The organism is Blautia intestinihominis, assembly GCF_040096655.1.
Taxonomy (GTDB): Bacteria; Bacillota; Clostridia; order Lachnospirales; family Lachnospiraceae; genus Blautia_A; species Blautia_A intestinihominis.
Map to the genome: position 1 here is coordinate 1 of NZ_JBBMEI010000028.1, position 13,874 is coordinate 13,874.

The window sequence follows — 13,874 nt, forward strand, 5'->3', positions numbered from 1 at the left end:
CCCCCTTTCAAATTTGTATGTCCTACAAATAAGATAGCACATTTTGTTGAAGTTTCTTTATATTTTATTTTATCTAGTACAACAAGTTAAATTAAAACTGTACATTGCTACGAGTTTTATTTTCGTAGCAATGTCTCAGATGAAGGAAAGGGGCTAAATTTATGCCTGAAAATAAGGTTTTCGGACAGGCTGGGGGGCAGATTGCCAGACGGAGTGACAGATAAATAATAATATAGAAAAGCTTTATCAGAAATTACTTCTGATAGGGCTTTTTCTATATCCGAAGTTCAACAGTAACAAAGAACGAAAAAGATGTTCATTTGCTGTCATGCATATTTTCTGTACTTTTGTGGGAAAGTCTGGGTGGCTGGTAATGATATACAGCCTCGTACGATTCCAGTTCATCCTCATTCATCGGTCCTGAGGGGATCAGCCCGGTGCAGTCCTGGGTTGATGCAGCATTTGAGAGAAAATCACAGGAATCAATAATTTCCTGATTAGATGTTGCAGATTTGTGTGAAATATTTTTTTTCATAAGTAACCTCCTCGTGCTAATAGTTATTAGTATAAGCAGAAAAACAAAAAATATTTTATAAAATATGAAAAATATCTGAAAGAAAACACAAATTCGTAATCAGGTATGATAAAATGTAAGTATAAATTCAAGGAGGGACAGAGAATATGAAACAGATTACAATGAAAAAGAAAGTGAAACAGCTGTGCTGCATTTTGCTGGCAGTAATTCTCTGCATGGGGATGACAGTTCCCGCTATGGCTGCATCATCCAGATATTATAATGCAGCGGTATCAAGCTACAAGAAGTATGTGAAAGGCAAACGTGGCAGTTACAAAATCGTAGACATTGATGGAAATGGAATTCCGGAACTGCTTATGCATAACAGTTCTGCAGGAATCAACGAAATCCGTACTTACAATCCGAAAACAAGAAAAAATGTACGTGCAGCATCTGTAGGATATGGCAAGGGCTACAATTTTCCGATCAAATACTCCAGAACCTGTCACACTGTAATGCTCTGCAATGCCAACACAGGTGGAACTGAGTACTGTATTTACAGAGTCAGAGGAACCAAGGCAACAAGAATCGTAAAGGCAGAACGCTTTAACGGCAAATTCCAGAAAGGATATAAGGTTAATGGCAAGAGAGTAAGTGGTTCTACCTACAGCAGAAGTGTCAAAAAATACATGCAAAAAGCCGGAGTAGTATGGTCCAGCGGAATGTGATACGGCGCGAAAATGAAAAAGAAAAAAATAGTGAATTGAATTAGTTTAAGAGAAAGCCCAATTTGCTCAGATGGCAAATTGGGCTTTATAAGATTTATTTAAAAATAACTATCGCTGTTTCACTCTGTCCTGTTTTATTGTTTACAGCATTCAGAAGCAGCATGGAATTCTTCTTTGTTACTTTAAATGTTTTATTGTTTTTTAACATTTGTGACTGAAATTTACCAGCTTTGTCCAGATAATCGGCAGTAACAGTCCAGCCACTTTTTCCCTTAAAGACAGGAATCCCGCACTTCCCTGAACAAAGCCAGCATTCTTGCAAGAAAACTGACCAGTGTTTACGCAAGGATCACTACAAAGATGGAATTTGTGCCGGAAGTACATCAGCACAGTGCGGGTCTGATCCTGTATTATGATAACATGAACTACATCAACCTCCGCAAATATTACAGTGAAACTCTCGGACAGAGCGCATTGTCCATCATTCATCTGGAAAATGGCGTCAAGACAGAATTTTTGAACACCAGGATCCCGGTAGAGGACAAACCGATCTACCTTCGCCTCTACATCGAAGGAAGAAAATCCTGGTTCGAGTGGAGCTACGACGGAGAAAATTATGAGAAGATCGGACGCATCTTCGATACCACCAGATTCTCCGATGAATACTGCAAATACGGTGAGTTCACCGGTACCATGGTAGGCCTCACCTGCGCCGACCGCATCCTCCACAGGAAATGTGCCGACTTCGATTTCTTCGAATACAAAGCCGACGAAAGCCGGATGGTGGAGTAAATTAGTCAGAATATCTAAAAAATTTAATATAAACCATCAATTCTGAACATTGACGGTTACCCCTTGTATGTGACAAAATAGGCATTATCAATAATAGGATTGCCGGGCGTTAAAATGCGCCTGGTTTTTCCGCGTTAAAAAGGAATATCAGGGAGGAAAGAAATGGCACAGAAAAGAAAATGCGGCGTACTGCTTCCAGTGAGCAGTCTGCCTTCAAAGTACGGTATTGGATGCTTTGACAAAAAAGCGTATGAATTTGTAGATGCACTCAAGGAAGCAGGACAGAGTTACTGGCAGATCCTGCCGCTGGGACCGACCAGCTATGGTGATTCACCGTACCAGTCTTTCTCTACATTTGCAGGAAACCCATACTTCATCAGTATTGAGGCACTGATCGAAGAAGGAGTCCTGACAAAGAAAGAGTGTGACAAAGTAGACTTTGGAACAGATACGACCAGCGTAGATTATGCGAAATTATACGAAGGACGTATGCAGCTTCTCCGCAAGGCATATGAGAGAAGTAATATTTATATGGATCCGGAGTTCCGCAGATTTCAGGAAGAAGAAGCATGGTGGCTCAAGGACTATGCACTTTTTATGGCAGTGAAGAAACGCTTCGGCGGTATTCCGTGGAGCGAGTGGGCTGAGGATATCCGCCTTCGCTGGCAGAACGCCCTGGATTACTACAGAGAAGAAATGTATTTCGAAATCGAATTCCAGGAATATATGCAGTTCAAATTCCGCCAGCAGTGGATGGCACTCAAATCTTATGCAAACGAAAAGGGAATCCAGATCATCGGTGACATCCCGATCTACGTTGCAATGGACAGCGCAGATACCTGGGCAAATCCGTGGCTCTTTAAACTGGATGAGAAAAACTGCCCGACACAGGTAGCAGGATGCCCGCCAGATGGATTTTCTGCTACAGGACAGCTCTGGGGAAACCCTCTGTACAACTGGGAAGTGCACCGTAACTCTGGATATGAGTGGTGGATCAAACGAATCTCCAACTGCTTCCGCCTGTATGACGTTGTAAGGATCGACCATTTCCGCGGATTTGATGAATATTATGCAATTCCATACGGAGATAAGACAGCAGAGAACGGCTGGTGGGAAAAAGGTCCTGGAATCGATCTGTTCCGTGCAATCTCAGCAAGATTGGGAGACAGAGAGATCATCGCAGAGGATCTTGGCTACATGACTGATAGCGTTAAACAGCTTGTAGAAGAGAGCGGCTATCCCAACATGAAAGTTATCGAATTCGCTTTTGACGAGCGCGATACCGGAAATGCCAGCGACTACCTGCCGCACAACTATCCGAGAAACTGTGTTGTCTATACAGGAACCCATGACAACGAAACACTTCTTTCCTGGCTGGACGACATCACACCGGGCGAGAGAAGACAGGTCCGTGAGTATCTGAACAACTTCAAAGACTCCGGCAAAGAACTGTGTGACGACCTGATCTGCCTCGTAATGCAGAGCGTTGCCAATCTGTGCATCATTCCAATGCAGGATTACCTTGGTCTTGACAACTCCGCACGAATGAACCAGCCGTCCACCCTCGGCAAGAACTGGAAGTGGAGACTAAAAGAAGGTCAGTTCTCAAAAGAACTTCAGAAAGAAATGCTGGAACTGGCAACACGTTATGGAAGAAGATAAGAAGAATAATATCAAAGGATATATGCTCGCAATCCTCGGAGGGGTCAGCTGGGGAATATCCGGTGTATGCAGCCAGTATCTGTTTACGCAATATGATCTCAGTGCTGACTGGCTTACCGCGATCCGAACTGATCGGTTTTGTATTTGTTGTAGGCACGGTATTTCTTTCCGTGTCAACAAAGGAATAGAAGTCTAAAATATTGCACCGGTTGTTTACTTGAGAAAAAGCATGTGTTATAATTTTTTACACGAAAAGATAAAAAATTATCGGGAGTGTAAAATGAAGAAAGAACTAGAGAAATACTTTGTGATAGCAGATACTGTTCAGGAGGCGAATGGAGATACCTGCGAGGTGATCCTTTATGAACTGACAAAATCTGGAAGTTATGTGGCTTATGTTGCAAATGGAACAGTTACCGGACAGAAAACAGGAGAGAAGTCAGATTACTTCGTGAAGCAGGTGCTTGAGAACAAAGACTTTAAAGACGATCATCTTTCGAATTATTTTTTCAGGACAACAGATGAAAAGGCAGTCAAGTCATCATCAGCACTGCTCCGAGATCAGGATGGAGATGTGATCGGGATGCTTTGTATCAACATGGATATTACCATGCTTCAGAATGTAAATACTATGTTGATGAACTATCTGAAAACAGACCTGGAGGCAGGAAGAAATCCGGGAACAGGAGAACATGACGTCCCGCAGGACGTCATGGCAGTCATTGACAAACTCATTATGTCGGTGATTGGATCCACAGATACCAGAGAGTTAAGCCGCTCAAAATGCGTTGGGCTGGTGCGCCTTATGGATGAGAAAGGCATCTTCCTTGTTAAGGGTGCAATGGACAAAGTAGCAGAACTGATGGGAGTCTCTCGAGTGACCATCTACAGCTACCTTGACGAAGCAAGAGGAAAAAAAGGATAATTTTTATAGCATATATTAAGATAAGGGCTGCAGTTACGCTGGTGGTAACTGCAGCCCTTAAAATTGCATTGCATATCGAGGAGGTGCCAGTGGCACGTTTGCTGATTTTATGCCTCAGGCGTATAATACACAGCTGAGAACGGCGGCAGGGTCAGGATGATCCTGTCGTTTTTGAGTGTGATGGCGGTATTTAAGTTTTTCTGGGTGCCGCCGTAGATCTCAAGATTGCTGTTCAGTAGTTCTTTAAGGCTGGTGACTCCCGGGAGTTTCAGTTCGTACATCTGCTCGTGGTCGGAGAAGTTGAACAGGGAGATGATCTTTTCTTTCTTGCTGTTTCGCTCAAAGACGTAGATGCAGTTTGCCTCCTGGTGGCAGTCGATCCACTGGAAGCCGTCTGCCTCGTAATCCTTCTCCCAGAGAGCAGAGTGCTCAAGGTAAAGCTGGTTCAGGTCTTTCATGAAACGTGCAAATCCCTTATGGATCGGATAGTTGAGGAGCATCCAGTCCTGTTCACGCTTTTCATCCCATTCACGGAGCTGGCCGATCTCATTTCCCATGAAGTTCAGTTTCTTGCCAGGATGTGCATACATATACATGTACAGTGCGCGTGCCTGCGGGAATTTGTTGTCATAGTCGCCGCTCATTTTCTGCATGATCGTTGCCTTGCCGTGGACAACCTCATCGTGTGACAGCGGAAGCAGGAAACGTGAATCGTAGTAATACATCATGGAGAAAGTCAGTTTGTGATAATTGTCTGTACGATATTCCGGACCAGTACGGAAATAGTCCAGGGTATCGTTCATCCAGCCCATGTCCCATTTATAGTCAAATCCAAGACCGCCCTGGGAAACCGGATCGGTAACTTTCGGGAAGGAAGTGGAATCTTCGGCTGCGAGGATCGCAGATGGGTGGAGATTCTTGAGTCCCTGGTTCATGTACTGAAGGAACTCTACCGCATTCAGGTTTACCCCACGAGCCGGGTCGCCCTGCCAGTAGATCGCACGGCTGATCGCATCCATACGGATACCGTCCATGTGGAATTCACTCATCCAGTAATTGGCACAGGACTGCAGGAAACTTCTTGTTTCGCCGCGGGAATGCATAAAGTTGCAGCTTCCCCATTCGCTGACACCGACAGCAGAGTTCGGATACTCATAAAGCGCAGTTCCGTCATAATTTGCCAGACCGTAAGCATCCACAGCGAAATGAACCGGAACAAAGTCCATCAGCACGCCGATGCCGTGTTTGTGGCAGGCATCCACGAAAGCCTTTAACTGGTCAGCAGTTCCGTATCTGGAAGTCGGACTGAAAAATCCTGTTGCCTGATATCCCCAGGATTCGTCACATGGATACTCATTCAGCGGCATGATTTCAAGATAGTTGTATCCGTTCTCAGTAAGATACGGGATCAGGATATCGATCATTTCCTCATAAGTATACCAGTCGTCGGTCTTGTCGGACGGCTTGCGGAAAGAACCGAAATGGATCTCATAGATGTTGAGCGGCTTCTTGCGGCAGTCGCTGCGGTTCTGCATCCATTTGGAGTCTTTGAATTTATATTTGGACATGTCACGGACGATGGACGCGCTGTTCGGACGAAGCTCCATGCCGAATCCATACGGGTCGCAGTGATCGACCGGATTGCCGTTGCGGTCATAGATACGGTATTTGTACATCTGTCCCGGCTTTGCCTCCGGGATATAACATTCCCAGAAGTTGCCGTCATAAACTTTGTTCATCTCTGATTCCTGCCAGTCGTTGAATTCTCCGATCACAGCGATGCGGGAAGCAGATGGTGCGAAAGTGCGGAAAGTAACTCCTGTTTTTTCTGTATGTGCACCGAGGTACTGATAAGCGTCAAAAATTTTTCCTGTGTAAAATCCGTAAAAATCCATGCAGATTCTCCTTTGCATATAATAATTATGATTCGATAGTAATGGACAATAGTTGTTTTTTTAACTATACTATAAGAAGACAAGGAAGGGTTGTCCACCGACAATAAAAAAAGAAAGACGGATAAGCAACTTTTGAAAAAAACCGTCGGAAAAGGAAAAACATATGGATATCAGAATCGAAAAAACAGAGCGCGCGATCAAGAATGCTTTTCTGGAATTACGCTCCCGTAAACCACTTGGAAAGATCACAATAAAGGAACTGTGCAGTCTGGCTGCGATCAACAAATCAACCTTTTACAGCCATTATGAAGATATTTATGCACTGTCAGACAAAATGGAATCAGAAACGATCGTCTCTGTGCTGAAAAATATTTCCAGCCAGCAGGAGGAGCCGTTCAAGAATCCGGATGTATTTACAAGAAACCTTTACATGGCGCTGATCTCAAACAACACCCTGATCAATCTCTTGTTTTCCGGAACAGAAAAAGCCCGCCTCGGTGACTGTCTGGAGACTGAACTGAAACGTCTCATTTGTGAGAAATATCCAGATTATAAGGAGGACCCGCAGAGAGACATCATGCTTTCTTTCTGCATCCAGGGCTGTTTCCATGCATATCTGAACAATCAGGAAAAAGATGTCGCAACACTGGTCTCTGTCAGTGAGAGTATTGTACGTAAACTGGCTCCGATGTATCTGGAAAACAGCACAGAAGAAAACTGAAATACAATCTGAAAGAAGAAAAAACATGAAAAAATTAGTAATAGGAATCCTGGCGCATGTAGATGCCGGGAAGACGACTTTGTCTGAAAGACTCCTGTATCTATGCGGTGTGATCCGTCAGATCGGGCGCGTGGATCATGGAGATACCTTTCTGGATAATTATGAACTGGAAAAAGAGCGCGGAATCACGATCTTTTCCAAGCAGGCGATCCTTAAGACCGAGGATGTGGAAGTAACACTTTTGGACACTCCGGGGCATGTCGATTTTTCGGCTGAGATGGAGAGGACACTGCAGGTGCTGGACTATGCGATTCTTGTGATCAACGGCATGGACGGCGTGCAGAGCCATACGATGACGCTGTGGAGGCTCCTGGAAAGATATCAGATCCCGACATTTCTGTTCGTCAACAAGATGGATCAGAACGGAACGGATCATGATGCCCTTCTTGCTGATCTTAAGGCACATCTGCATGAAAACTGCGTGGATTTTGGAAAAATCCAGGAAAACGATGAAGAAAACACCCTAACTCCGGACCAGATGGAAAACATCGCGGTCTGTGACGAAACTCTTCTCGAAAAATATCTTGAGACAGGCAGCATCGAGGAAGAAGAGATTGCAGAACTGATCACACAGAGAAAGATTTTCCCGTGCTATTTTGGCTCCGCACTCAAAGAGGACGGTGTGGAGGATTTCTGGAATGGCGTGCAGAAATATACCAGAGAACCTAAACGACCGACAGAATTCGGTGCAAAGGTCTTCAAGATCGCAAGGGATGAACAGGGAAACCGTCTGACTTATATGAAGATCACAGGCGGCTCTCTCAAAGCCAAAACCATGCTATCATCCAGAGCGAAAGGACAGGCTTTGCCGGGTGTAAGACAGCAGCAGGAGGACTGGGAAGAAAAAGCAGACCAGCTCCGTCTCTACTCTGGCGCAAAATATACAACGATCACAGAGGCAGAAGCAGGAACGATCTGTGCCGTGACAGGTTTGACCAGAACTTATCCGGGTGAGGGACTTGGCATAGAAAGCGAATCCGAGCTTCCTGTTCTGGAACCGGTCCTGAATTATCAGATCCAGCTTCCGGACGACTGCGACCCGCACCAGATGCTGCAGAAATTACGACAGCTTGAGGAGGAAGAACCGGAACTTCACATTCTGTGGGACAGCCAGCTTGGCGAGATCCATGCACAGCTGATGGGAGAGGTACAGATCGAGATCCTCAAGAAACTGATCTGGGACCGTTTTCATGTGGCGGTAGAATTCGGAGCTGGAAGTATCGTCTACAAAGAAACCGTTGCAGAACCGGTAGAAGGGGTAGGGCATTTTGAGCCGCTTCGCCATTATGCGGAAGTCCACCTCCTGATCGAGCCGGGAGAACCGGGAAGCGGATGTCAGTTTTTTACCGCATGCAGTGAAGATGTGCTTGCAAGGAACTGGCAGCGTCTGATCCTCACACATCTGGAGGAGAAGGAACACATCGGTGTGCTGACAGGTTCTCCGCTTACGGATGTGCAGATCACCCTCCTGACAGGGCGTGCCCATGCGAAACATACAGAGGGCGGGGATTTCCGCCAGGCAACTTACCGTGCTGTCCGCCAGGGACTTCGCAAAGCAAAAAATATCCTTCTGGAACCATACTATGAATTCCGTCTTGAAGTGCCTGCCGAGATGATCGGAAGAGCGCTGGCAGATGTCCAGAAGATGCAGGGGAGCTTCGAATCACCGGATACAGACGGAACAACCGCAGTCCTAAAAGGAACAGCAGCCGTTTCCCAGATGCGCGATTACCAGAAAGAGGTCGTTGCATACACACACGGAACAGGAAAACTTTTCTGCACACTCAAGGGCTATGCACCGTGCAAAAACCAGGAAGAGATCGTACAAAATGTTGCCTACGATCCGGAAAGCGATCTGGAAAATCCGACAGGTTCCGTTTTCTGTGCACATGGCGCAGGTTTTGTCGTACCATGGGATCAGGTCGAGGATTACATGCATCTGAACAGCGGAGTGGAACTTAACGGCCTGAACAGCGAAACCTGGTATGATGATGTGGATTATGCGGAAAATCCGGGTACAGCGGTGGATAATCCAAACATTTCCAGAAACACAAGTGGAAAAAACGGCAAATTTTCCTACAGTGGAAGTTACGATGAGGAAGAAGAACTGCAGGCGATCTTTGAGAGGACCTTTGGCCCCATCAAACGTGACCGCGCTGCTTTCCAGAAAAAGACCGTTCATTCCTCAGCGCCGACTGTCCGTTACCGGCAGGGAAAACCGCGCAAGGAAGAATATCTTCTTGTCGATGGATACAACATTATTTTTTCCTGGGAAGAACTGAATGAGCTGGCGAAAGAAAACATCCACGCAGCCTGCGATAAGCTGATGGATATTTTGAGCAATTATCAGGGCTACCGTAAATGCACGCTGATCCTTGTATTTGATGCTTACAAGGTGGAAGGACATATGGAAGAAGTCCTCACCTATCATAATATTTATGTAGTATACACCAAGGAAGCCGAGACAGCAGATCAGTATATCGAGAAGACGGTCCACCGGATCGGCAGACAGTATCAGGTAACCGTAGCGACTTCTGATGGTCTGGAGCAGGTCATCATCATGGGACAGGGCGCACACAGGATTTCCGCACAGGGACTCAAAAAAGAGATCGAAGATACGGAAAAAAATGCGCGTGCAGAGTGGCATCAGCAGCGCCGGAGCAGCAAGACCTATCTCTTTGACAACATGTCAGAAGAACTGCAGGCGCAGATGGAAAAAATCCGGTTAGGTGAGGCAGGCGAAGAATAAAAAATGATATATTTATATAGAAGAAACAAAACAGGAATCTGCATTGACCGCGTATATGGACACGACGGGATCGTGGAACTGCCGGAAACTCTGGAAGGACTTCCTGTGACAGAACTGGGAGCATATATTTTTTCTGACCATATAGACCGGGGCGACTTGGAAAAGTGCAGGATGAGTGGGAAATTCTGTACAGAGGACGGACTGGAAGTGCAGGATGAAGAAGGAATGCCGGAGATGTCCGGAAATGCGGTGCAGGAACTGATTCTTCCGTCAAAACTCAGAAAAGTAGGAAGATATGCTTTTTACAATTGTTTTCACTTGAAAAAGTTAAGTTTCGGCGGTGATCTGCGGGATGTCGGTGTCGGTGCAATGACCGGCTGCCACAAGATCGAGCGGGTCACTGTAAAAACAGACGAGAACGGTGATTCCTGCCTGAGAGATATCCTGACAGAACTGCCGGAGACTCTGAGAGTCGATATGGACAAAAATGGTGAACAGGGGCGTTTCTGGTTTCCGGAATTTTTTGAGGAAGGCGTAGAAAACACACCGGCGCGAATCATCGAAAATCATGTGCACGGAAGCGGGATCCGTTACCGAAACAGCTTCCTTCACAAGAAACTCAACATACTGGAATACGACAAGCTTTTTCCCTATGCGGAAGCGTGGGAGGAGGAGTCAATCGTTCTGAAACTGGTACTGGACCGTATCCTCTACCCGATGGATCTGACAGAGACAGCGGAAGAAAAATACATCCAGTATCTCAGAGAACACGGAGAGCGTGCGGTCAGTATCCTTGGCGAAGAAAAAGAATACGCAGCAATGCGGACGATCCTCACAAAGATCACTCCGGACAGGGCAGAGACAGAAAAAATGCTCGAGCGTGCACAGAGATCAGGAGATTCCAGATGGGTCAGTATCCTCATGGACACGCTCGCAGGCCATGGAAGGAAGAAGAGAAAGGCATTTGAACTGTGAACAGAGAAGAAAAAAACAAATTTGGAAATTTTGTTCATGAGCAGCGCAAAAAAGAAGAAGAGGTACTGGAGATCTGCCAGGATATTTTTGCAAATTCCAGAAATGAACTGGCGGTTTCCATGCGTTATTTCCAGAGCGCTCTCAGTGCATTAAAGATAGTGCCGTCAGGCGAGACACAGGTGCTGGGCACGGACGGGAAACTTCTCTATGTGTCCCCACAGTGGCTGCTTCCGATGTTTATGCAGAACAAAGTAGTGATCAACAGGCTGTATCTCCACGAACTTCTGCACTGTCTTTTCTGCCATCTGTGGAGCAGAAAGGAACGGGAGTGGAGAATCTGGGATCTGGCAGCAGATATCGCGGTGGAAAATATTCTGGATGAACTTTATCAGAAGGCAGTTTACATCCGCCCGAACAGTTTCCGAAGAGAAAAATATCAGCAGTGGAAAACAGAACACAAAGTTCTGACTGCGGAGATCCTGTATTATGATCTCCTGAAATGCGAGGAAGAAGAAATCGTCCGGCTGGAACAGGAATTCCGCAAGGACGACCACCATTTCTGGTACACGCCGAACAGTCGAAGCGGGATGGCAGACCGCCAGAAGAAATGGGAAGAGATGCGGCGCAAGATGCAGACGGAGATGGAGCTTTTTTCAAAGGAAGCAGCAGGGGATTCGCCGGGACTTGTGGAGCATCTGCAGGCAGAAAACAGAAAACGGTATGATTACCGGGAGTTCCTTCGGAAGTTTTCTGTCCTGAAAGAAGAGATGCAGGTGGATATGGATTCTTTTGACCCGATCTACTATCATTTTGGGATGGAAACTTACGGGAATATGCCGCTGATCGAGCCGCTGGAAACAAAAGAGATGAAAAAAATCGAGGATTTTGTCATCGTGATCGACACTTCCATGTCCTGTAATGGAAGCCTGATCCGCAGGTTTCTGGAGGAAACGTACAGTGTACTTGCAGAGTCGGAGAGTTTTTTCCGAAAGATCCAGGTGCACATCATTCAGTGTGACGAAAAGATCCAGGACGATCAGGTGATCCATAACCAGAAAGAGATGGAAGCGTATCTTGAGGATTTTAATGTAAGAGGGTTCGGCGGAACGGATTTCCGTCCGGCATTTACGTATGTGGAGCATTTGATCAAAATGGGAGCATTTCAGAGACTTCGGGGACTTCTGTATTTCACCGACGGATATGGGACTTTTCCGGCAAAGATGCCGCCTTATGATACCGCGTTTGTTTTTATGAAGGATGATTACAGGGATGTGGATGTGCCGCCGTGGGCGATCAAACTCATTCTGGATACACAGGCACTAGAGAGGAAAGAAGATTATTATGAATATTAAACAGGCAAAACAGGAAGTTGTGGATACGGTCGAAGCGTATCTTATGAAAGACGAGTATGGAGAATATGTGATCCCGAGCGTTCATCAGAGGCCGGTGCTTCTCCTTGGTGCACCGGGAATCGGAAAGACGCAGATCATGGAGCAGGCGGCGCGTGAATGCGGCGTGGCACTGGTGGCGTACACGATCACACACCACACCAGACAGAGTGCGATCGGACTTCCGTTTATTTCGAAGAAGGAATACGGCGGCAGGGAATACTCGGCGACAGAATATACGATGAGCGAGATCGTTGCAAGTATTTATAACCGTATGAGTGAGACGGGTCTCAGCGAGGGAATCCTTTTTATTGATGAGATCAACTGTGTTTCTGAGACACTGGCTCCGGCGATGCTGCAGTTTCTCCAGTGCAAGAGTTTCGGAAACCATGAGATTCCGAAGGGATGGGTGATCGTGGCAGCAGGAAACCCGCCGGAATACAACAAATCTGTCCGTGAATTTGACGTTGTCACCCTGGATCGTGTCAAAAAGATCCTCGTAGAGCCGGATTACCAGACCTGGCGGGAATACGCATACAAAGAAAACATGCACCCGGCGATCCTTTCCTATCTGGAACTTCGCAACAACTGTTTCTACCAGATGGAGACAACGATCGACGGCAAACAGTTTGCAACTCCGCGAGGCTGGGAAGATCTTTCCAGAATGATGGAAGTCTACGAGCGTCTTGGAAAAAGTATCACGGCAGATCTTGTGGGGCAGTACATCCAGCATGAGCGCATTTCGAGAGAATTTGCAGAATATTACGAACTGTATCAAAAATACCAGCAGGATTACCAGATCACAGAAATCCTTCAGGGCAAAAACTCCGAGGCAATGGTAAAGAAAGTTTCCCACGCATCCTTTGATGAAAGAGTGAGTGTCGTGAACCTTTTGTTCTCCGGTACACGACAGGCGGTACGAAAAGTCATGCTTCAGGAAGAAGTACTGGAAAAAGTGTTCGAGGTGCTGAAAACCCTGAAAGAAAACCTGTCATCCGGAAATCTCGCGCAGAGACTGGAAGACTACATCTTTGATCTCAAAAACACCCGCGAGAAGAAGCAGAAAGAAGGACTTCTGGAACGAAGAGAAGACCTCTGCATTCGCCAGGCAGTCACACTTCTGGAAGATTACGCGAAACTTTTGAAACAGCACAGCGAGGTTCAGGGAGAAGAAGCGTTTGATCTTGTCCGGGAGGCATTTGGGGAAGAAAGAGCTTCCTGGGAAGACGAATGGGATCAGGCAGGAAATACACTGGAATATGCGTTTGATTTCATGGAGGCGGCTTTCTATAACAGCCAGGAAATGGTTATGTTTGTCTCAGGGATCAATACCGATTTCTACTGTGTACGTTTCCTGGAAACTTATGAATGTGAGAGATACGTACGTTACAACAGAGATCTGCTGTTCGAAGATGTGAGCCAGCAGATCCGAAGGAGAATTGAAGAACTTTAAGAGGAGCGTTAT

General features: G+C 46.1%; 11 protein-coding genes and 1 pseudogene. 10 read left to right on the top strand and 2 right to left on the bottom strand.

Annotation, left to right across the window (positions count from 1 at the left end):
* Nucleotides 1–316 precede the first annotated feature (316 nt).
* Complete coding sequence (locus WMO75_RS10035; protein ID WP_022215096.1) at nt 317–535, bottom strand: hypothetical protein; 219 nt, start codon at nt 533–535, stop codon at nt 317–319.
* A 146-nt stretch (nt 536–681) separates the two neighbouring features.
* On the opposite strand from WMO75_RS10035, the gene WMO75_RS10040 reads away from it, so the two are divergent.
* From WMO75_RS10040 to WMO75_RS10060, 5 genes and pseudogenes are all read left to right on the top strand, one after another.
* Nucleotides 682–1,242 carry a hypothetical protein gene (locus WMO75_RS10040; protein WP_118699203.1) on the top strand — a complete coding sequence of 187 codons (561 nt, stop codon included), beginning with the start codon at nt 682–684 and terminating at the stop codon, nt 1,240–1,242.
* A 294-nt stretch (nt 1,243–1,536) separates the two neighbouring features.
* A pseudogene (locus tag WMO75_RS10045) lies at nt 1,537–2,034 on the top strand (beta-xylosidase family glycoside hydrolase); the annotation flags it as partial.
* 162 nt (nt 2,035–2,196) lie between these two features.
* The gene (gene malQ / locus WMO75_RS10050) at nt 2,197–3,696 is read left to right on the top strand and encodes a 4-alpha-glucanotransferase (protein ID WP_173905871.1); all 1,500 of its coding nucleotides are present in this window, start codon (nt 2,197–2,199) and stop codon (nt 3,694–3,696) included.
* Nucleotides 3,683–3,892 (top strand): DMT family transporter, encoded by a 210-nt coding sequence (locus WMO75_RS10055; protein ID WP_227222584.1) that lies wholly within the window; start codon nt 3,683–3,685, stop codon nt 3,890–3,892. Before malQ ends, WMO75_RS10055 begins: the two co-directional genes overlap by 14 nt.
* A gap of 84 nt (nt 3,893–3,976) precedes the next feature.
* Nucleotides 3,977–4,621 carry a helix-turn-helix transcriptional regulator gene (locus tag WMO75_RS10060; protein WP_227222583.1) on the top strand — a complete coding sequence of 215 codons (645 nt, stop codon included), beginning with the start codon at nt 3,977–3,979 and terminating at the stop codon, nt 4,619–4,621.
* Between the two features lie 107 nt (nt 4,622–4,728).
* Here WMO75_RS10060 and glgB read toward each other — a convergent pair whose 3' ends face one another.
* Nucleotides 4,729–6,516 (bottom strand): 1,4-alpha-glucan branching protein GlgB, encoded by a 1,788-nt coding sequence (gene glgB / locus WMO75_RS10065; RefSeq protein WP_227222582.1) that lies wholly within the window; start codon nt 6,514–6,516, stop codon nt 4,729–4,731.
* Between the two features lie 163 nt (nt 6,517–6,679).
* Between glgB and WMO75_RS10070 the strand changes: the two genes are divergently transcribed.
* The 5 genes from WMO75_RS10070 to WMO75_RS10090 are packed head-to-tail and all read left to right on the top strand — an operon-like array spanning nt 6,680 to nt 13,862.
* Nucleotides 6,680–7,237, top strand: coding sequence for a TetR/AcrR family transcriptional regulator (locus WMO75_RS10070; protein ID WP_118699200.1), 558 nt, complete (start codon nt 6,680–6,682; stop codon nt 7,235–7,237).
* Between the two features lie 25 nt (nt 7,238–7,262).
* Nucleotides 7,263–10,046: a translation factor GTPase family protein gene (locus tag WMO75_RS10075; protein WP_302247487.1), complete on the top strand. Its 2,784-nt coding sequence runs from the start codon at nt 7,263–7,265 to the stop codon at nt 10,044–10,046.
* A gap of 3 nt (nt 10,047–10,049) precedes the next feature.
* Nucleotides 10,050–11,021 carry a leucine-rich repeat protein gene (locus WMO75_RS10080; protein ID WP_302247485.1) on the top strand — a complete coding sequence of 324 codons (972 nt, stop codon included), beginning with the start codon at nt 10,050–10,052 and terminating at the stop codon, nt 11,019–11,021.
* Nucleotides 11,018–12,373 (top strand): vWA domain-containing protein, encoded by a 1,356-nt coding sequence (locus WMO75_RS10085; protein ID WP_349077976.1) that lies wholly within the window; start codon nt 11,018–11,020, stop codon nt 12,371–12,373. Before WMO75_RS10080 ends, WMO75_RS10085 begins: the two co-directional genes overlap by 4 nt.
* Nucleotides 12,363–13,862 carry an AAA family ATPase gene (locus tag WMO75_RS10090; RefSeq protein ID WP_349077977.1) on the top strand — a complete coding sequence of 500 codons (1,500 nt, stop codon included), beginning with the start codon at nt 12,363–12,365 and terminating at the stop codon, nt 13,860–13,862. Before WMO75_RS10085 ends, WMO75_RS10090 begins: the two co-directional genes overlap by 11 nt.
* The last annotated feature ends 12 nt before the right edge of the window (nt 13,863–13,874 follow it).

Coding starts and splice junctions, on each gene's coding strand:
- WMO75_RS10035 (WP_022215096.1), bottom strand. CDS start 535: ATGAAAAAAAATATTTCACACAAATCTGCAACATCTAATCAGGAAATT.
- WMO75_RS10040 (WP_118699203.1), top strand. CDS start 682: ATGAAACAGATTACAATGAAAAAGAAAGTGAAACAGCTGTGCTGCATT.
- malQ (WP_173905871.1), top strand. CDS start 2,197: ATGGCACAGAAAAGAAAATGCGGCGTACTGCTTCCAGTGAGCAGTCTG.
- WMO75_RS10055 (WP_227222584.1), top strand. CDS start 3,683: ATGGAAGAAGATAAGAAGAATAATATCAAAGGATATATGCTCGCAATC.
- WMO75_RS10060 (WP_227222583.1), top strand. CDS start 3,977: ATGAAGAAAGAACTAGAGAAATACTTTGTGATAGCAGATACTGTTCAG.
- glgB (WP_227222582.1), bottom strand. CDS start 6,516: ATGGATTTTTACGGATTTTACACAGGAAAAATTTTTGACGCTTATCAG.
- WMO75_RS10070 (WP_118699200.1), top strand. CDS start 6,680: ATGGATATCAGAATCGAAAAAACAGAGCGCGCGATCAAGAATGCTTTT.
- WMO75_RS10075 (WP_302247487.1), top strand. CDS start 7,263: ATGAAAAAATTAGTAATAGGAATCCTGGCGCATGTAGATGCCGGGAAG.
- WMO75_RS10080 (WP_302247485.1), top strand. CDS start 10,050: ATGATATATTTATATAGAAGAAACAAAACAGGAATCTGCATTGACCGC.
- WMO75_RS10090 (WP_349077977.1), top strand. CDS start 12,363: ATGAATATTAAACAGGCAAAACAGGAAGTTGTGGATACGGTCGAAGCG.